The 17647-nt window shown below is 65.0% G+C and carries 20 protein-coding genes and 1 tRNA gene; 16 read left to right on the top strand and 5 right to left on the bottom strand.

The genetic code is table 11. The features are described 5' to 3' along the window. Positions 1 to 90: 90 nt before the first annotated feature. Both L6637_RS12465 and rpiB read left to right on the top strand, forming a co-directional pair. Positions 91 to 164, top strand: a tRNA-Gly gene (locus tag L6637_RS12465). Positions 165 to 180: 16 nt separating this feature from the next. Further along, complete coding sequence (gene rpiB, locus L6637_RS12470; RefSeq protein WP_237864152.1) at positions 181 to 630, top strand: ribose 5-phosphate isomerase B; 450 nt, start codon at positions 181 to 183, stop codon at positions 628 to 630. A gap of 7 nt (positions 631 to 637) precedes the next feature. Here the strand turns inward: rpiB and L6637_RS12475 are convergent, their stop codons facing one another. Next, a complete protein-coding gene (locus L6637_RS12475) occupies positions 638 to 1633 on the bottom strand; it encodes an alpha/beta fold hydrolase (protein ID WP_237864151.1) in 996 nt (331 codons plus the stop codon). A gap of 161 nt (positions 1634 to 1794) precedes the next feature. Between L6637_RS12475 and L6637_RS12480 the strand changes: the two genes are divergently transcribed. From L6637_RS12480 to L6637_RS12530, 11 genes are all read left to right on the top strand, one after another. Next, positions 1795 to 2400, top strand: coding sequence for a helix-turn-helix domain-containing protein (locus L6637_RS12480; protein ID WP_237864150.1), 606 nt, complete (start codon positions 1795 to 1797; stop codon positions 2398 to 2400). After that, positions 2400 to 2912: a GNAT family N-acetyltransferase gene (locus L6637_RS12485; protein ID WP_237864149.1), complete on the top strand. Its 513-nt coding sequence runs from the start codon at positions 2400 to 2402 to the stop codon at positions 2910 to 2912. The genes L6637_RS12480 and L6637_RS12485 overlap by 1 nt, the downstream gene beginning before the upstream one ends. A gap of 2 nt (positions 2913 to 2914) precedes the next feature. Continuing rightward, positions 2915 to 3406, top strand: coding sequence for a GNAT family N-acetyltransferase (locus tag L6637_RS12490; protein ID WP_237864148.1), 492 nt, complete (start codon positions 2915 to 2917; stop codon positions 3404 to 3406). A 123-nt stretch (positions 3407 to 3529) separates the two neighbouring features. Further along, a complete protein-coding gene (locus L6637_RS12495) occupies positions 3530 to 4576 on the top strand; it encodes a LacI family DNA-binding transcriptional regulator (RefSeq protein ID WP_237864147.1) in 1047 nt (348 codons plus the stop codon). Positions 4577 to 4714: 138 nt separating this feature from the next. Then, the gene (gene xylB / locus L6637_RS12500; RefSeq protein WP_237864146.1) at positions 4715 to 6172 is read left to right on the top strand and encodes a xylulokinase; all 1458 of its coding nucleotides are present in this window, start codon (positions 4715 to 4717) and stop codon (positions 6170 to 6172) included. After that, a complete protein-coding gene (gene xylA, locus L6637_RS12505) occupies positions 6169 to 7491 on the top strand; it encodes a xylose isomerase (protein WP_237864145.1) in 1323 nt (440 codons plus the stop codon). The genes xylB and xylA overlap by 4 nt, the downstream gene beginning before the upstream one ends. A gap of 12 nt (positions 7492 to 7503) precedes the next feature. Further along, on the top strand, positions 7504 to 8268 hold the full coding sequence (locus tag L6637_RS12510; protein ID WP_237864144.1) for an ATP-binding cassette domain-containing protein: 765 nt from the start codon (positions 7504 to 7506) through the stop codon (positions 8266 to 8268). After that, complete coding sequence (locus L6637_RS12515) at positions 8268 to 9338, top strand: ABC transporter permease (protein WP_237864143.1); 1071 nt, start codon at positions 8268 to 8270, stop codon at positions 9336 to 9338. The genes L6637_RS12510 and L6637_RS12515 overlap by 1 nt, the downstream gene beginning before the upstream one ends. Positions 9339 to 9439: 101 nt before the next feature. Further along, entirely contained in the window at positions 9440 to 10372 is a 933-nt protein-coding gene (locus tag L6637_RS12520; protein ID WP_237864142.1) for a sugar-binding protein, read from the top strand. A gap of 92 nt (positions 10373 to 10464) precedes the next feature. After that, complete coding sequence (locus tag L6637_RS12525; protein WP_237864141.1) at positions 10465 to 11445, top strand: aldo/keto reductase; 981 nt, start codon at positions 10465 to 10467, stop codon at positions 11443 to 11445. Between the two features lie 3 nt (positions 11446 to 11448). Then, a complete protein-coding gene (locus tag L6637_RS12530; RefSeq protein WP_237864140.1) occupies positions 11449 to 12294 on the top strand; it encodes an amidohydrolase family protein in 846 nt (281 codons plus the stop codon). A gap of 78 nt (positions 12295 to 12372) precedes the next feature. Here the strand turns inward: L6637_RS12530 and L6637_RS12535 are convergent, their stop codons facing one another. The 4 genes from L6637_RS12535 to L6637_RS12550 form a co-directional block, all read right to left on the bottom strand. Continuing rightward, the gene (locus L6637_RS12535) at positions 12373 to 12738 is read right to left on the bottom strand and encodes a nuclear transport factor 2 family protein (RefSeq protein WP_237864139.1); all 366 of its coding nucleotides are present in this window, start codon (positions 12736 to 12738) and stop codon (positions 12373 to 12375) included. 154 nt (positions 12739 to 12892) lie between these two features. After that, positions 12893 to 13243: a RidA family protein gene (locus L6637_RS12540; RefSeq protein ID WP_057742620.1), complete on the bottom strand. Its 351-nt coding sequence runs from the start codon at positions 13241 to 13243 to the stop codon at positions 12893 to 12895. A 120-nt stretch (positions 13244 to 13363) separates the two neighbouring features. Then, positions 13364 to 14281: a CE1 family esterase gene (locus L6637_RS12545; protein WP_237864138.1), complete on the bottom strand. Its 918-nt coding sequence runs from the start codon at positions 14279 to 14281 to the stop codon at positions 13364 to 13366. A gap of 3 nt (positions 14282 to 14284) precedes the next feature. Next, positions 14285 to 15955, bottom strand: coding sequence for an FAD-binding dehydrogenase (locus L6637_RS12550; protein ID WP_237864137.1), 1671 nt, complete (start codon positions 15953 to 15955; stop codon positions 14285 to 14287). Positions 15956 to 16204: 249 nt separating this feature from the next. Between L6637_RS12550 and L6637_RS12555 the strand changes: the two genes are divergently transcribed. The 3 genes from L6637_RS12555 to L6637_RS12565 all read left to right on the top strand — a co-directional run bounded on the left by L6637_RS12555 (position 16205) and on the right by L6637_RS12565 (position 17642). Then, the gene (locus L6637_RS12555; protein WP_237864136.1) at positions 16205 to 16726 is read left to right on the top strand and encodes a Clp protease/crotonase-like domain-containing protein; all 522 of its coding nucleotides are present in this window, start codon (positions 16205 to 16207) and stop codon (positions 16724 to 16726) included. Positions 16727 to 16832: 106 nt separating this feature from the next. Then, entirely contained in the window at positions 16833 to 17027 is a 195-nt protein-coding gene (locus L6637_RS12560; RefSeq protein WP_237870784.1) for a hypothetical protein, read from the top strand. Between the two features lie 24 nt (positions 17028 to 17051). Beyond that, positions 17052 to 17642, top strand: coding sequence for an SCO family protein (locus L6637_RS12565; RefSeq protein WP_237864134.1), 591 nt, complete (start codon positions 17052 to 17054; stop codon positions 17640 to 17642). Positions 17643 to 17647 lie beyond the last annotated feature (5 nt).

The raw sequence follows: 17647 nt of genomic DNA on the forward strand, positions 1-17647 counted from the left end.
ACGTTAACATCGGTCCGGCCTGACGCGCCAAACCGCTTGGCGCCGGACACCGTCTCGGCTAATCAGGGTGGGCGCAGGACACGCGCATAGGCGGGCGTAGTTCAATGGTAGAACGGCAGCTTCCCAAGCTGCATACGAGGGTTCGATTCCCTTCGCCCGCTCCAATCCCCGGGACAGCAAATGGCCGACAACGACGAAACCACGCGCTTGGTCGCGATTGCCTGTGATCACGGGGGCTTTGCCCTCAAGGAAGCGCTGAAGTCAGCGTTGCCCGATGTGACATGGCTGGACCTCGGCACCGATAGCGCCGCGTCCGTCGACTATCCTGACTTCGCCCACAAGCTCGCCGACGCCATCAAGGACGGCAGGGCGGGGCGCGGCATCCTGATCTGCGGATCGGGCATCGGCATTTCCATCGCTGCCAATCGTCATGCCCATATCCGTTGCGCGCTCGTGCATGATGTCACCGGCGCACGGCTGTGCCGCCAGCACAATGACGCCAATGTTCTGGCGCTCGGCGGACGCACGACGGGCGACGTGGTGGCAAAGGAATGCGTCGAAGCGTTCCTGGGTACGGCCTTCGAGGGCGGGCGCCATCAAAAGCGCATCGACAAGCTGGGGCCCTGCTAGGGGCCGCTCAACCCGGCAAGCTCCGCAGGAAGTCGACGAGCGCCGCATTCACCTCGGCTGGCCGCTCCTGCTGCGTCCAGTGTCCGCAACCCGGCAGCATCTTGATCTCGCGCAGCTGTGGCACCCATTGCTTCATGTTGGCGAGATGCTCGGCCGCGCCGGGAAAGGCGATGACCATGTCGAGGTCGCCGGCGATGAACAGCGTGGGCACGGTTACCTTCACGCCCTCGAAGGCGCCCATCAGCTCCCAGTTGTGATCGATGTTGCGGTAATAGTTGAGCGGTCCGCGAAAACCGCTGCGGGCGAATTCGGCGGCGTAATAGTCGAGGTCGGCGGCGCTGAGCCATGACGGCAGCGGCACCGGCACTTTCGGCAGCAAGCCGTCCTTGCGCGAGACCATGCCGACGCCTTTTGACGTCTGGCCGCTCGCAGCCGCCATGGCGCGAATGGCGGTGACGCCCTCGCCGGAGCCCCCGAACAGCATCGCGGCGAGCGTCTTGCGCGGGTCCGCTTCGAACTCCGCTTCGGCGACGCCAGGCTGCTGAAAGTAAAGTTGATAGAACTGGGCTTCCTCAGTCTGCGGCATCACGCTGGTCGGGCGCACGTCGCTGCGCGGGCGATAAGGCACGCTGAGAATGGCGGCGGCGCGAAAGCGGTCGGGGCGTAGCCGGGCCGCGTGCCAAGCGATCCCCGCGCCCCAGTCATGGCCGACGATGATGGCGCTCTTTGCCTCGAACGCATCGAGCACGCCGACGAGATCGCCGATCATATGGAAAATCGTGTACTGGTCGATCGCCTCGGGCTTGTCGCTCTTGCCATAGCCGCGCATGTCGGGCGCGACGGCATGGTAGCCGGCCGCCGCCAGCGCCTCGATCTGATGGCGCCAGGAGTACCAGCCTTCGGGAAAGCCGTGGCAGAGCAGCACCAGCGGACCCTCGCCCTGTTCGGCGACGTTGAGGCTGATGCCATTGGCCTTGATCGTCCGCTGCGTCGGTCCGCTCATGTCGTCGCCTCCCGCTCATCGTTGTTGCGCGCATTCTAATCAAGGCTACAGGCCCGGCAAAGATTCTAATATATTAGCCTCTCGTGTCCGGCATTCACGGCCCGCCCGGCCTAAGCTGCTGTCGCCCTCATGGGTGCGGTCCTCATGTCGGGTAAATTTGGATGAAGACCAAGGCCTACGACAAAATGGACCAGCAAAAACTCGACCGCGCGATCGGTCGCCGCTTGAAGATCTTGAGGACGCAGGCCGGCATGACCTTGAACGAGCTCGCCAGCCGCTCGGGTGTCAGCCGGGCCATGATCGGGCGGGTGGAGCGGGCGCAGAGCAGCGCGACCGCGGCGCTGCTCAACAAGCTCTGCGCAGCGCTCGACGTCTCGCTCAGCGACGTCGTCGCTCTCTCGGAGAAGCCGCCGGAGCGGCTGACGCGGCTCGCCGATCAGCCGCAATGGCGCGATCCCGAAAGCGGCTACCGGCGGCGCCATGCCTCGCCGGTCGACGCAGCCAGCGGCATCGAGATCATCGTCGTCGACATGCCGGCCGGCGCGCGTGTGCCTTACAGCCCTTGGGGCCGCAACGCCTTCACCCAGCAGCTGCTGATGCTGGAGGGCGCGGTCTGCGTGCATATCGACGCCAAGACGGTGCGGCTGCGCGAAGGCGACTGTCTCGACTTCGACGTGATGCGCGCGGTGACCTTCGAGAACGAAACCAAACAGGATGCCCGCTACGTCATCATCACGCGGCGCGGCACATCTTACGGGAAATTATGATGTCGCTGATCGTACGGGACGCAACGCTGGAGGATGCCGCGGACATCCTCGCCATCTACAATTTCGCCGCGATCAACACCACGGCGGTCTGGACCGACGGCCCGGCCGATCTCGACTCGCGGCGCGAATGGATCCGCACAAGGCAGCAGGCGGGCTATCCGGTGCTGGTGGCGATGAAGGGCGGGGACGTCGTCGGCTTCGCCTCGTTCGGCGACTTCCGTCCCTTCCCCGGCTATCGCCACACCGTGGAGAATTCGGTCTATGTCGATGAGCGGCATCATCGCGCCGGTATCGGCCGCAGCCTGGTGGCCGCGCTGATCGAGCGCGCCACGACGCTGAATAAGCACGCCATGATCGCGGGCATCGAGGCTCTCAATGTCGGCTCGCTCGGCCTGCACGCCTCGCTCGGCTTTGTCGAGGTCGCCCGCATGCCGGAGGTCGGCTGCAAGTTCGGCCGCTGGCTCGATCTCGTCTTCATGCAGAAGCAACTCGCAAGTGACGTGAGGCCCTGACGATGCAGATTCGCATTGGCGACACCTTCGATCCGCGCGTCGTCGCATTGCTCGACCATCACGTCACGGCGGCGCGGGCGCAGACCGCTCCGGGCAGCGCCCATGCGCTCGATCTCGCCGGACTTCGCGCCAGCGACGTCGCGTTCTGGACCGGCTGGGACGGCGAGACGCTGGTCGCGACGGGCGCACTGAAGACGCTCTCGGCCCGGCATGGCGAGGTGAAATCGATGCATACGCTGCAGGCCACGCGCCGCCGCGGCTTTGGTGGCCTGATGCTCCGCCACATCATCGCCGAGGCGCGCAGGCGTGACCTGACGCGGCTGAGCCTCGAGACCGGCTCCTGGGACTATTTCAAGCCGGCGCATGCGCTCTACCAGGCCCACGGCTTCGTGCCTTGCGCCCCGTTCGAGGGCTATGTCGAGGATCCCAACAGTCTCTTCCTGACGCTCGATCTCCGCGCAGAAGCGTTTTCAAGCGAAGTGGATAACGGTTAGCGCAAATAAAACGCGTCAAAACAAAGAGCTAGGCGAAGTCCCGGCGCAACCGGCACTCGAAAATGCCGTCATGTCCCTCAAAATGAGTTGCGCACCTCAAAACGCCTCTGCTAGCCTTCAGTCATGGCCGAAGAGACCGCCTCCGCCGCGCTGACGCTGAAGGACATCGCCCGCGAGGCCGGTGTCAGCTTGGCTACGGTCGATCGCGTCTTGCATAACCGTCCCGGCGTGCGGCCGGACACGGTCCGGCGTGTCCAGGAGATCATCGCGCGCAACGCCTTTCAGCCCCATGTGGCCGCAGCCGAGCTCGCCCGCGGCCGCGCCCGCCGGTTTGCCTTCGTGATGCCTGTCGGTGCCAACCCGTTCATGCTGCAGATCCAGGCCTATCTCGGCGAGATGTCGGCGTGGCTCTCCGCCCGCCGCCTCGCCGTTGAGATGGTCATCACCGACGTGTTCGACCCTTCGGTGCTGGCGGCCTCGCTGGAGGAGCTCGCCGGGAGCGAGTATGACGGCGTCGCCGTCGTCGCGCTCGACCATCCGAGCGTGCGCGCCGCCATCAACGATCTGGTCGATCGTGGCATCAAGGTCGTGACGCTGGTGTCCGACGTGCCGTCCTCGCGCCGTCACCACTATGTCGGCATCGACAATATCGCCGCGGGCCGCACCGCGGGTGCGCTGGTCGGAAGGCTGGTCGGCCAGAGGTCCGGCAAGATCGCCATCATCGCGGGTTCGCAGGGCCTGCGCGACCACGCCGAGCGCATTTTTGGCTTCAATCAAGTGATGGCATCGGAGTTTTCGCACCTCGACATCCTGCCCCTGCTCGAGGGGCGCGACGAGGACGACCGCTCGCAGCAGCTGATCTCGCGGCTGCTCGCCAAGCACCCTGATATCATCGGCCTCTACAATGTCGGCGCCGGCACGCAGGGCGTGGCCACGGCCCTGACCGAGGCGGGCCGCGACAAGCAGATCGTCTTCATCGCTCACGATCTCACGGCGATGACGCGAAGATTGTTGCTGCAGGGCACGCTGGATGTCGCGATCTCGCAGAATCCGGGGCACGAGGCGCGTGCCGCCGTGCGCGTGCTGCTGTCGCTTGCGCGTAACGAACCGATCTTGAGTGAGCAGGAGAAGATTCGCATCGACATCCTGATGCGGGATAATCTGCCGTAGCCGAAGGGCTCGGTGCGTTGTGTGTTGAGTTGAGTGATTGCGGAAAGCGCGACGTCAGATCGTGCACCGCGCCAGCGTGATCCGGAACAGTATGGTTTCCGGACGGACCACGCTCAAAACGAAGAGGGAGGGACGCGTTTGTTTATCGGATTGGACATCGGCACGTCCGGTGTGAAAGCGGTGCTCGTGAACGAGGCTGGCGCGGTTGTCGCGACGGCTGCGCGCGAGCTTGCGCTGTCGCATCCGCAGCCGCTGTGGTCCGAGCAGGATCCGGATTCCTGGGTCGAGGCTGCCATTGGCGCCGTCGACGATCTCGCCGCCGCTCATCCCGGTGATGTCGCGAGCGTGCGCGGCATCGGCCTGTCGGGCCAGATGCATGGCGCGACGCTGCTTGGCGCTGACGGACACCCGCTGCGGCCGGCGATCCTCTGGAACGATGGCCGTTCGCATGCTGAGTGCGTCGAGCTCGAGCGCCGCTGCCCCTCGCTGCATGCCATTGCCGGAAATCTGGCGATGCCCGGCTTTACCGCGCCAAAACTGCTGTGGGTCGCGGGGCATGAGCCCGATGTTTTCAAGCGCGTCGCCAAGGTGCTGCTGCCAAAGGCCTATGTCCGCTATCGCCTGACCGGCGAGATGGTCGAGGATATGTCGGATGCCGCAGGCACGCTCTGGCTCGACGTCGGCCATCGCCGCTGGTCGGCGCTGCTGCTGCACGCCACCGGGCTCGATCTGCACCACATGCCGCGCCTGGTCGAGGGCAGCGAGGCGAGCGCAACGCTTGCGGGCGAGTTCGCGCAGCGCTGGGGCATGGCAAAGAACGTCGTCGTTGCCGGCGGCGCCGGCGATAACGCGGCGAGCGCGATCGGGCTCGGGGCGATCGCACCGGGCGATGCCTTCCTGTCGCTCGGCACCTCCGGCGTCATCTTCCGCGTCACCGACAAGTTTGCGCCGGCGCCGGCCTTCGCCGTGCACGCCTTCTGTCATGCGCTGCCCGGCCTCTGGCACCAGATGGGCGTGATGCTCTCGGCCGCCGCTTCGCTCGCCTGGCTCTCCGGCGTGATGGCGACGCCGACGGCATCGCTGCTCGCGCCGCTCGGCGACAGCGTGGCCGGACCGGGCCCGGTGAAGTTCCTGCCCTATCTCGATGGCGAGCGCACGCCGCACAACGATGCCGCCGCGGCCGGTGCCTTCGTCGGCCTGCGCGGCGCCACCGGGCGCGACGCAATCGTGCAGGCCGTGCTCGAAGGCGTCGCCTTTGCCGCGCGCGACAATCTTGCCGCGCTCGGCAGTGCCAGCTCGGCCATCTCGGAACTCGATCTCGTCGGTGGCGGTTCGCGCTCGGCGCTGTGGGCGCAGATCTGCGCCGACGTGCTCGGCATTCCCGTGCATCGCGTCGAGGAAGGCGAAGTCGGCGCCGCGCTCGGCGCTGCCCGGCTCGGCCGGCTCGCCGCCACGGCGGAAAATCCCGCGCAAGTCTGCACGCGTCCGCGGCGCCTTGCGACTTTCGCACCCAACCCGTCGCGCACTGCGGCCTATGACGAGGCCTATCACCAGTGGCGCAAGCTCTACCCCGCGCTGAAGGAGTTTTCACTGTGAACGCGTTACCAAAATTCTTCGGCGCAGCCGACCCGGTCGCCTATGGCGGCAAGGACGCCAAAAATCCGCTGGCCTTCCGCTGGTATGACAAGGATCGCGTCGTTCGCGGCAAGCGGCTCGAGGATCATCTGCGCTTCGCGGTCTGCTACTGGCATTCGTTCTGCTGGCCGGGCGGCGATCCCTTCGGCGGCGAGACGTTCCTCCGTCCATGGCATCGCGGCACCGACGCCATGGCGATGGCGCGCGCCAAGGCCGACATCGCCTTCGAGCTGTTCCGCCTGCTCGACGTCCCCTTCTTCACGTTCCACGACGTCGATGCCGCGCCCGAAGGCGCGACGCTTGCCGAATCCGTCGCCAATCTCAATGCGATCGGTGACATCTTCGAGAAGAAGATGGCGTCAGCAAAGGTGCGGCTGCTGTGGGGCACCGCGAACCTGTTCACGCATCGTCGCTACATGGCGGGAGCGGCGACCAATCCCGATCCTGATATCTTCACCTATGCCGCCGGCCAGGTCCGCGCTGCGCTGGAGGTGACGAACCGGCTCGGCGGGCAGAACTACGTGCTGTGGGGCGGCCGCGAAGGCTACGAGACCCTGCTCAACACCGATCTCAAGCGCGAACTCGACCAACTGGGCCGCTTCGTCTCGCTCGTCGTCGAGCACAAGCACAAGATCGGCTTCAAGGGCCCGCTGCTGATCGAGCCCAAGCCGAAGGAGCCGACCAAGCATCAATATGATTTCGACGTCGCCACCTGCTACGGCTTCCTGCAGCGCTATGACCTGCTCAAGGACGTCAAGCTCAACATCGAGCAGAATCACGCCATCCTCGCCGGCCATTCCTTCCAGCATGAGGTGGCCTTGGCCCAGGCGCTCGGCGTGTTCGGCTCGCTCGACATCAACAGAGGCGACGATCTGCTCGGCTGGGACACCGACCAGTTCGCCATGAATGTGCCGGAGCTGGCCCTGGTGTTCCACGACATGATCAAGGGAGGCGGCTTCAGCACTGGCGGTCTCAATTTCGACGCCAAGATCAGGCGTCAATCGATCGACCCTGACGATCTGATCCACGCCCATGTCGGCTCGATGGATGCCTGCGCACGGGCGCTGCTCGCCGCGGCCGACATGCTCGACGCCGAGGCGCTGACCGGGCCGGTCACTGAGCGGTATGCCGGATGGACCAATAGCGAAGGGCAGGCCATCATGGCAGGCAAGCGATCGTTGGCCGATCTCTCTGATCGCGCGCTAGCCCCCGGCTTCGATCCGCAGCCGCGGTCGGGCCGTCAGGAATATCTCGAATCTCTCGTCAACCGGTACGTCTGAGTGAGGCCGAGCATGACAACCTCTTCCACAAGCGGCCAGCCGGTGCTGGAATTGACCGGGATCGGCAAGGAGTTCGGCGCGATCCGCGCGCTGCATGACGTCGATCTGCATGTCCACCCGGGCGAAGTGGTCGGCCTGATGGGCGACAACGGCGCCGGCAAGTCGACGCTGGTCAAGATCATCGCCGGCAACTTCCGCCCAACCCACGGTGAGATCCGCTTCGACGGCGCCGCGGTCCATTTCAACCGGCCCATCGACGCACGCGCCGTCGGGATCGAAGTCGTCTATCAGGACCTTGCGCTTGCCGACAATCTGACGGCCGCGGCTAACGTGTTCCTCGGCCGCGAGCTCAAGCGCAAATTCGGCCCCCTCGCGCTGCTCGATCACAAGGCGATGGCGGCACGCGCGCTCGATCTGTTCGGCGAGCTGCGCTCGGAAACCAGGCCGCATGATCTGGTCAAGCAGATGTCGGGCGGCCAGCGTCAGGCGGTGGCGATCGCGCGCACGCGGCTGTCCAACGCCAAGCTCGTGATGATGGACGAGCCGACGGCCGCGATTTCGGTGCGCCAGGTCGAGCAGGTGCTCAGCCTGATCCACCGTCTGAAGGAGCAGGGCGTCGCCGTGATGCTGATCTCCCACCGCATGCCCGACGTGTTCGCGGTTTGCGACCGTGTGATCGTCATGCGCCGCGGCGAGAAGCGGGCCGACAAGCCGATCCACGACACGTCCCCCGAGGAAGTCACCGCCCTCATTACCGGCGCGAAGGAGGCGGCGTAATGTCCGTACCCATGGAAAACCCGATCTCCTTCGCCAATGTCGGCCGCAGCAAATGGTGGCACCGCGGCATATTTGCCTCGCAGACTGGCTACGTCCTGCTGGCGCTCGTGGTGCTGATGATCGTGATGCGTTTTGCCAGCCCTTACTTCTTCACCGAGGGCAACATGCAGAACGTGGCGAAGAATTTCTCATTCATCGCCATCGCAACGCTCGGAATCACGTTCGTCATCATCACTGGCGGCATTGACCTCTCCGTCGGCTCGATGATGTGTTTTTCCGCCATGATCACCTCCATGGTCATGGTCGAGCTGTCGACACCAGGATCGTATTTCGTCCACATGGCAGCGGACGGCAAGACGGTCATCGCCAATTTGCCCGGATTGATCCTGGTGATCTCGGTGCTTGCCGGGCTGTTCGCCGCGTTCATCGTCGGGATTATCAACGGCTTCTGCATTGCGGTGCTCGGGCTGTCGCCCTTCGTCACCACGCTCGGCATGCTTTCGATCGTGCGCGGGCTCGCTTATGTGGTCTCGAACGGCCGTGGCAGCTTTCCGGGCGGGCCCGATGCGGATCTGTTCTACGCGTTGACCTCGGGTGACGTATACGGCGTGCCCGCGCCGTTCATCTACCTGATGATCCTCGCCGTGGTGATGGCGGTCGTGCTGCATCATACGACCTTCGGTCGCCACGTCTTCGCGCTCGGCGGCAACGAGAAGGCGGCGGAATTGACCGGCATCCCGGTCGTGCGCGTGAAGATCGAAGTCTATGTGCTCTGCGCGCTCGCCGCCGGCCTGCAAGGCATCATCATCTCGGGCTGGCTGGGATCCGCGCCCGCGAACATGGCGACATCTTACGAGCTCAACGTCATCGCCGCCGCGGTCATCGGCGGCGCCAACCTCGCCGGCGGCCTCGGCGGTCCGTTGGGCGCCATCGTCGGCTGCGTGCTGCTGGAGGTGATCCGCAACGGCCTCGTGCTCGCGCAGGTCAACTCCTACTGGCAGCAGACGCTGGTGGGCGTGATCATCATCCTTGCCGTGCTGGTCGATCGCATTCGCTCGCGCATGACTTAACACTTAACCAGTTACTCCGGCAGGACAACGAAAGATCGTCTATCCGCCTGCCGGGGCATCACATCACAAATGGATAGGCATCACTGTGTGGAGGGAATAGTATGAAGAAGCTTCTGTTGGCCGGCGTGACCATCGCGATGATGGCAACCCCGGCACTTGCCCAGACCTATAAGTTTGCCGTCGTTCCCAAGGCGATGAACAATCCGTTCTTCGACGTGGCGCGTGACGGCTGCCTGAAGCGAGCCAAGGAGCTCGGCAATGTCGAGTGCATCTACAAGGGGCCGATCGAGCACGAGCCGGCGACGCAGGCGCAGATCATCCAGGACTTCATCACCCAGAAGGTGGATGGCCTCGCGATCTCGGTGGCCGACGTTGCGTCCATGACCAAGTCGATTGAGGCTGCGACCGCGGCCGGCATCCCCGTCATCACGTTTGATGCGGACGCGCCGGGCTCCAAGCGCATCGCCTATATCGGCACCAACAACAAGGACTTCGGACTTGCGCTGGGCAAGCAATTGCTGCAGCTCCGGCCCGAGGGCGGCAAATACGCCATGGTCTCCGGTGGCCCGGGTGCGAAGAACCTTGCGGAACGCGTCGATGGCGTCCGCGAGGCGCTCAAGGGCTCGAAGTGGGTCGAGGTGCAGGGTTCGCCGACCTTCTGCAACGACGATTCCGCGCTTGCGGTCCAGCAGATGACGGACTTGCGGACCGCGACGCCGGATCTCGCCGCGATCGTTCCGGTCGGCGGCTGGCCGATGTTCGCGCCTGAGGGCTTCAAGGCCTTCGTCAACAAGAACAAGAAGGAAATCGATAGCGGCAAGCTGACGCTCGTCGTCGCCGATACGCTGAAGATGCAGCTCGAGCTGCTGCGCGACGGCTACTCCAACGCGCTCACCGGCCAGCGCCCGTTCGAAATGGGCGAGAAGTCGATGGACACGTTGCTCGCGATCAAGAAGGGCCAGAAGGTTCCGGAAGTGATCTACACCGGCCTCGACCTCGTGACCAAGGATAACGTCGCCAAGCTGTTGAAGTAGGAACGTTACCAGCCCAACGTTCCTGCGCTACACTCCCTCTCCCGCTCGCGGGGGAGGGAGTGCTACTTTTTGCGCATGGGAAGGACATTGCAATGAAGCGTACGCAGTTGGCTCACGGTCTCGATGTCACTTCAATCGGCCTTGGCTCGGCGCCGCTCGGCGGCCTGTTCTCGGCGGTCAGCGATGCGGACGCGGAGGCGACCGTCGCCAAGGCCTGGTCGCTAGGTGTCCGCTTCTTCGATACCGCGCCGCTCTATGGCTTCGGCCTGGCGGAAGAACGACTAGGTGCTTTCCTGCGGCAACAGCCGCGCGAGTCCTATGCGATCTCGACCAAGGTCGGCCGCTTGCTGCGCACGCCTGACAGTACGACGGTCGAGGACGATCATTTCAAGGACGCGCCTGCGCTGCGGCCGAAATTCGACTTCAGCTATGACGGCGTGATGCGCTCGGTGGAGGAGAGCCTCGACCGCCTCGGGCTCGATCGCGTCGACGTCCTGCTCGTGCATGACCCCGACGATCATTATGATGCCGCCGTCAATGGTGCCTTCCGCGCGCTGATGCGGCTTCGTGACGACGGCACCGTGAAGGCGATCGGTTCCGGCATGAACCAATGCGAAATGCTCACGCGTTTCGCCGAAGCCGTCCCGGTCGACTGCTTCCTGCTTGCCGGCCGCTACACGCTGCTCGACCAGGGCGCGCTGGACGCGCTGTTCCCGGTCTGCGCTGCGAAGAACATCGGCATTCTGCTCGGCGGTATCTACAACAGCGGTATCCTTGCCAATCCGCACACGGGCGCGAAGTTCAACTATGAGGACGCCGGCGCGGCACTCGTGTCGCGCGCGATCGAACTCGACCAGCTCTGCCGCAAGCATGGCACCGAGCTGAAAGCCGCCGCGCTCCAGTTCTGCATGGCCCATCCGGCTGTGACGGTCGCCGTGATGGGCGCGCGCAACGCGAGCGAGGTCGCCGACAATATCGCGATGTCGGAGCGCGCGGTGCCGCAAGCCTTCTGGCAGGAGCTGCGCGCCAAGAACCTCGTGGACGCCCGGGCGCCGCTGCCGGGCGGAGCGTGAGCCATGCCCATCGACGCCCACCAGCATTTCTGGGATCCCGCGCGCGCCGACTACCCCTGGATGATGGCGCCTGAGCTTGCGCCGATCCGCCGCGCCTTCGGCCCCGCCGATCTGGCGCCGCTGCTGCAGGCGAACGGCATCGATGCAAGCATCGTGGTGCAATGCCGCTCGTCGCTCGCGGAGACCGAGGAGTTCTTGGGCGTCGCGCACGCCACGCCCTCCGTCATCGGCGTCGTCGGCTGGGCCGATCTGACCGACGCCGCGCTCGGCGATACCATCGATCGCCTGCGCACCTTGCCGGGCGGCTCAAAGCTGGTCGGCATCCGCCACCAGGTCCACGACGAGGCCGACCCCGATTGGCTGCTGCGCGACGACGTCCGGCGCGGACTGGCTGAAATGTTCGCCCGTGATCTCACCTACGATTTCCTCGTCCGCACCCGCGAGCTGCCTGCCGCGATCGCGGCTGCAAAGGCCTTTCCGCAAGCCCGCTTCGTGCTCGACCACGCCGCAAAACCGCCGATCGCCGACGGCGGCAGCGCCGAATGGTCCGAGCGCATCGCGACGCTGGCTGCCTGCGACAATGTCTGGTGCAAGGTCTCAGGTCTTGCGACGGAAGCGAAGTGGGACGATTGGGGCGCCGAGCGGCTGTTTCCCTTTGTCCAGCACGTCGCGAAATGCTTTGGCGAGGATCGCCTGATCTTCGGCTCGGACTGGCCGGTGTGCCTGCTCGCCGGCAGCTACGGCGAGATCAAGAGCGCGCTGGAGGTGTGCCTGGCGAAGCTCGGGCCAAGCGTGCGCGAGAAGGCATTCGGGGTGAATGCGAAGGCTGCGTATCGGTTGGTAGATTAAGCCGAGCACGAGTCACATCACAGCTGTCGTCCCGGCGAAGGCCGGGACGACAGCGGAGTTTGAGGCGATGCTCGTCCCTCACGCGCCCGCGGGCACCTGATCCAGGAATCCCGTGACGCTCCTGATCCGCCCGTCCTTCAGCACGGCGAAATCTGTCCCCTTGATCGGACTGTCGACGCCATCAGGGCCGAGGCCCCATGAGAAGCGGACATGGTCGCCGTAACCGTTGGGCTCGCCGATCAGGCTGAACCTGAAGTCAGGAAAGCGCTGCTGCACGCCCGATATCAAGGCATCGATGCCATCTCGTCCATCGCCCTTCATCAGCGGATCGACATAGCTTGCATCCGTCGTCCAGAACTCGCTGAGCAATTCGCGGCGGCGAACTTGCGCGCGCTCGTTCCAGAGATCGATATAGCGGCGGGCGATGGTGACGTGGTCGCTCATGGTGCTCTCCTGCGATGGCGCCGTTCTGTTTCGGCTGAGCGGACTATCGAAGGTTCGCGCGCAGGGATCGATTACCTCGGAGATCATGTGCCCGCAAAAAAAGAGCGCGATGAGAATCTCATCGCGCTCCGGTCGCATGTTGATGCTGCGCGAATTACTTCGCTGCGGTCACCATGATCTCGACGGTGTACTGCGGCGCGGCCAGCTTGGCTTCGACGGTGGCGCGGGCCGGGGTGTTGCCGGGCGAGACCCAGCCGTCCCACACGGCGTTCATTTCCTGGAACGTCTTCATGTCGGTGATGTAGATCGTGGCCGACAGCAGCTTCGACTTGTCGGTGCCGGCCTTGGCGAGGTGGCCGTCGATGGTCTTCAGGATGTCCTGAGTCTGCTTGGTCACGCTTTCGCCGGCCGCGTTGCTGGCGACGACGCCGGCGAGATAGACGGTGTCGCCGTGCACGACGACCTGGCTCATGCGCGGGCCGGTTTCAAAACGCTGAATGCTCATTTGCGGGATCTCCTTCAGGGAATGGCGGCCCTGTCTAGCGCAGCCCCCCGCGCTGTGCCACCCCCGGTACGCATTTGCGTTGCCCGCCATGCATGAATGGCCGGCGACGCATGCGCTGGTTCACCGAAACCGGCTGAAGAAAGCCCAAATCGTCTCGGCGCCGTCGATATCGCCATTCTGCGGCCCGAGCAGGCCGGTCGCGACCTTCGGGAAACGGGCATCCGGCGCAAAGCCGGGCATGCGGTGTCCGCCGCCGTTGATGCGATAGAGCACGACGTCGTGCCCCGTTGGACAGCGCGAGGAAATCCGCGTGACGGTGGACTGGTCTGCGGGCGCCTTGTCGGGCATGTCCGTCACATCGGCGTCGTCGGTCTCGCAGCCATTGAGCTCGCGCCAGAAAGCCACGGTCGTCTCGGTTGACCAGAACCCGTCTGCGGCAAAATAGCTCGATCCGCGTCCGCCCTCATAGGGGATCAGCGGATCGGCCGTGCCGTTCATGAGCAGCATCGGCAGCGGTCGCGAGGGGTGGCAGGTGACCGCAGACTCATCGGTGAGATTCATGATCACGCTGGCGCCGGCGACAAACAGATCGGCGCGCGCGCAGACCAGCGTCATCACCATGGCGCCGCCGTTGGAGACGCCGGTGACATAGACGCGTTTGGCATCGGCCGTGCCATCGGCCACCAACTTGTCGACGAGCTTCGCGATGAAGGCGACGTCATCGGTGCCCGGAGGCGGACCACGCAGCTCGGGCCCGGCCTTTGTCCGCGCATCGGCCCAGGCATGGTTGAGGCCATCAGGAAAGACCACGGCAAAACCTTCGCGCTTCGCGACCTGCGGCCACGCCGTCCGCGCGATCATATCGGCGCCGCGCTGGGTCTTGCCGTGGAGCACGACCACCAGCGGCGCCGGCTTCTTCGTGGGCGATTGCACGGTGAAGGAGCGCATCGTGCCATTGACGTCGATCGTATCGGCGGATGCGGATGGCGGTGCTGCGAGGGCCGCAACAAGCAGCAAGATGCGCATCTGCCACCGCATGGTTCAGCCCACCGCTTTCGCCGCGGCGCGGCCGGCATTGCGGCCGGAGAACAGGCAGCCGCCGAGGAAGGTGCCCTCCAGCGAGCGATAGCCGTGCACGCCGCCGCCGCCGAAGCCTGCGGCTTCGCCCACCGCATAGAGCCCGGGAATGACACTTCCCTCGGCGCCGAACACGCGCGAGTCGAGATCGGTCTCGAAGCCGCCCAGCGTCTTGCGGGTGAGGATGTTGAGCTTCACTGCGATCAGCGGTCCCTTCTCCGGATCGAGGATGCGATGCGGCGAGGCGGTGCGGATCAGTCTGTCGCCGATGTAGCGCCGTGCGTTGTGGATGTTCATCACCTGCGCATCCTTGACGTAGGGGTTGGCGATCTCGCGGTCGCGCGCCTCGATCTGCGTCCTGATGTGCTCGAGCTTGAGCAGATCGTTGCCGGCAAGCTTGTTCATGGCGGCGACGAGGTCCTCGAGCTTGTCGCGCACGATGAAGTCGACACCGTGGCTCTTGAACGCCTCCACCGGCGCCGGCGCGCCCTTGTTGGTGGCGCGGCGCAAGGTCATGCGCCAGCTCTTGCCCGTGAGGTCAGGGTTCTGCTCCGACCCCGACAGCGCAAACTCCTTCTTGATGATGGCCTGGGTCAGGACGAACCAGGAATAATCATAGCCAGATGACATGATGTAATTGAGCTGCCCGAGCGTGTCCGAGCCCGGGAACAGCGGCGCCGGCAGCCGGGCGCCGGTGGCGTCGAACCACATCGAGGAGGGCCCGGGCAGGATGCGGATGCCGTGGCGCGGCCAGATCGGATTCCAGTTTTGGATGCCCTCGACGTAATGCCACATGCGGTCGCGGTTGATCAGCCGCGCGCCTGTCTTCTCGGTGATGCCGATCATGCGGCCGTCGACATGCTCCGGCACGCCTGAGATCATGAATCTCGGGGGATCGCCGAGCCGCTTCGGCCAGTTCGCGCGCACCAGGTCATGATTGCCGCCGATGCCGCCGGAGGCGACGATCACGGACTGCGCCTTCAGTGCGAACTCGCCGACGACATTGCGCGACGAGCTCTTGCCGCGCTCGACGTTATCGGCTGCGAGGATCGCGCCGCTGACGCCGTCCACCGTGCCGTTGGTGACGGACAGCGCGTCGACGCGGTGACGGAACTTGAAGACCAGGCGGCCGCTCTTTGCGGCCTCGCGGGCGCGGCGTTCGAACGGCTCGACGATGCCGGGGCCGGTGCCCCAGGTGACGTGAAAGCGCGGCACCGAATTGCCGTGGCCCATCGCGTCATAGCCGCCGCGCTCGGCCCAGCCGACCACGGGGAAGATGCGATGCCCCATCGCGCGCAGCCAGTCGCGCTTCTCGCCGGCGGCGAACGCGACGTAAGCCTCGGCCCATTTCCGCGGCCAGTGATCTTCGTCGCGATCGAAGCCGGCGGTGCCGAGCCAGTCCTGCATCGCGAGCTCAAACGAGTCCTTGATGCCGAGCCGACGCTGCTCCGGCGAATCAACCAGGAATAATCCGCCGAACGACCAGAACGCCTGGCCGCCGAGCGACTGCTCCCCTTCCTGGTCGACCACGATCACGCGCTTGCCGGCGTCGGCGATCTCGGTCGCCGCCACCAGTCCCGATAGTCCTCCGCCGACGACAATGACGTCGGCCTGCTCGGTCGAATGCCCGGCCATGAGTTCCCCCCTGTAGTTGCCCGGAATTGAAGCCAGTTGCCGTAACTGAGATCAAGGGCGTGTCGCGTAAGGCATCGTTAACTTGTTCCACTTTGGGATTGAGGCTGCCTGAGTGCAGCGCGGACGCAACACTGGATTTGAATTTGTTTTGATCGAGCCGGCCTGCCTAGACAAAACCACGGTAACGACCGACGCTAGGCACGCATCACCACCTGACACGCAGATTCGAAACGACTGGGGCGGGGGCCAATGAAGTTTCTGACGGGGTTGCTTGCGGCGGTTTGTTTGATCGCTTGCATGGGGGCGTCTCACGCGGTGGTTCGGATCGCGGATGACCGCGGCGGCCGGATCGGAACCTACGTCGACAAGTACCAGGACCTGCGGCAATCAGGCGACACCGTCATCATCGATGGCCTGTGCGCGTCCGCCTGTACCATCGTCCTCGGCGCCATCCCGCGCGATCGGATCTGCGTCACCTCAAACGCGACCCTCGGCTTCCACGCCGCCTGGGATTTCGGCAGCAACGGCCGCGCCGTCACCAATCCCGAAGCCACCCAGATGCTCTATGCGATGTATCCCTCGCAGGTGAAGCGCTGGATCTCACAGCGCGGCGGCCTCACGCCGCATATGCTGTTCCTGAAAGGCAGGCAGCTTCAGGCGATGTACAAGCCCTGTTACCTCGACGCGCAGGCCTCGGCGATCAAGCCGTCGCGCCGGCCCCTGCCGCAATCTGATCAGCTCGACTCCGCCCGGGGCCAGCTGCTTCACTGACATCGGCTAACGGCATCGTTTTGGCCCGCCGGCGGCGCCTTGCCCGCCGGCGGGCCAAGGCATATCTGAAGGGCTGGAACCCGGGCCCCCCGCCCCGAACCTTGTCATGGCTCAACCAGCGCATCCGGTACGTCAGCTACAGGACAATTCGCCCACTGCCGGGCGCACGCCATTCGTGCTGCTGTGGACGGGGGCCGGCGTCGGTGGGCTTTTGGTGATCGGCGCGCTCGCGCTCTGGTTCCACTACGGCACCCAGGTGTTCTTCGAAATGATCAGGACCGGCTTTGCGGCCTGCTTCTGACCCGCGACAGGAAGTTTTCCGCTCATGAGCTCCACTGCCCGTCCGCTGGTGATCGCGACCGCCTTCGCCTCGAGCCTCGTCGTTGGCCTGCTGGTGCTGTTCTGGGCCATGGGCGGGGTCAGCAAGGTGACGCAGCCGGCGGCGATCGGCGGCCCGTTCCAGCTCACCGACCAGAACGGCAAGGCCGTCACCGAGGCGAGCCTCAAGGGCAAGCCGACCCTGATCTTCTTCGGCTACACCCATTGCCCTGACGTCTGCCCGACCTCACTGTTCGAGATGTCGGAAGTGCTGCGCGCGATGGGCAAGGATGCCGACAAGGTCAACGCGGTCTTCATCTCGGTCGACCCCGAGCGCGACACGCCCGCGACCATGAAGGACTATCTCTCCAGCTTCGATCCGCATCTCGAAGGCCTGTCCGGCGATCCCGCCGAGACCGCCAAGGTGATCACCTCCTACCGGGTCTATGCCAAGAAGGTCCCGACCAAGGACGGCGACTACACCATGGATCACACCGCGCTGATCTACCTGATGGACCGCGACGGCCGGTTCGTCTCGCCGTTCAACCTGAAGCGGACCCCGGAAGAGGCGGCGGCGGATTTGAAGAAGTATCTCTGAGGGGG

This window comes from Bradyrhizobium zhengyangense (assembly GCF_022012435.1).
Classification (GTDB): Bacteria; Pseudomonadota; Alphaproteobacteria; order Rhizobiales; family Xanthobacteraceae; genus Bradyrhizobium; species Bradyrhizobium zhengyangense.

Coding starts and splice junctions, on each gene's coding strand:
- rpiB (WP_237864152.1), top strand. CDS start 181: ATGGCCGACAACGACGAAACCACGCGCTTGGTCGCGATTGCCTGTGAT.
- L6637_RS12475 (WP_237864151.1), bottom strand. CDS start 1,633: ATGAGCGGACCGACGCAGCGGACGATCAAGGCCAATGGCATCAGCCTC.
- L6637_RS12480 (WP_237864150.1), top strand. CDS start 1,795: ATGAAGACCAAGGCCTACGACAAAATGGACCAGCAAAAACTCGACCGC.
- L6637_RS12485 (WP_237864149.1), top strand. CDS start 2,400: ATGTCGCTGATCGTACGGGACGCAACGCTGGAGGATGCCGCGGACATC.
- L6637_RS12490 (WP_237864148.1), top strand. CDS start 2,915: ATGCAGATTCGCATTGGCGACACCTTCGATCCGCGCGTCGTCGCATTG.
- L6637_RS12495 (WP_237864147.1), top strand. CDS start 3,530: ATGGCCGAAGAGACCGCCTCCGCCGCGCTGACGCTGAAGGACATCGCC.
- L6637_RS12510 (WP_237864144.1), top strand. CDS start 7,504: ATGACAACCTCTTCCACAAGCGGCCAGCCGGTGCTGGAATTGACCGGG.
- L6637_RS12515 (WP_237864143.1), top strand. CDS start 8,268: ATGTCCGTACCCATGGAAAACCCGATCTCCTTCGCCAATGTCGGCCGC.
- L6637_RS12520 (WP_237864142.1), top strand. CDS start 9,440: ATGAAGAAGCTTCTGTTGGCCGGCGTGACCATCGCGATGATGGCAACC.
- L6637_RS12525 (WP_237864141.1), top strand. CDS start 10,465: ATGAAGCGTACGCAGTTGGCTCACGGTCTCGATGTCACTTCAATCGGC.
- L6637_RS12530 (WP_237864140.1), top strand. CDS start 11,449: ATGCCCATCGACGCCCACCAGCATTTCTGGGATCCCGCGCGCGCCGAC.
- L6637_RS12535 (WP_237864139.1), bottom strand. CDS start 12,738: ATGAGCGACCACGTCACCATCGCCCGCCGCTATATCGATCTCTGGAAC.
- L6637_RS12540 (WP_057742620.1), bottom strand. CDS start 13,243: ATGAGCATTCAGCGTTTTGAAACCGGCCCGCGCATGAGCCAGGTCGTC.
- L6637_RS12545 (WP_237864138.1), bottom strand. CDS start 14,281: ATGCGGTGGCAGATGCGCATCTTGCTGCTTGTTGCGGCCCTCGCAGCA.
- L6637_RS12550 (WP_237864137.1), bottom strand. CDS start 15,955: ATGGCCGGGCATTCGACCGAGCAGGCCGACGTCATTGTCGTCGGCGGA.
- L6637_RS12555 (WP_237864136.1), top strand. CDS start 16,205: ATGAAGTTTCTGACGGGGTTGCTTGCGGCGGTTTGTTTGATCGCTTGC.
- L6637_RS12560 (WP_237870784.1), top strand. CDS start 16,833: ATGGCTCAACCAGCGCATCCGGTACGTCAGCTACAGGACAATTCGCCC.
- L6637_RS12565 (WP_237864134.1), top strand. CDS start 17,052: ATGAGCTCCACTGCCCGTCCGCTGGTGATCGCGACCGCCTTCGCCTCG.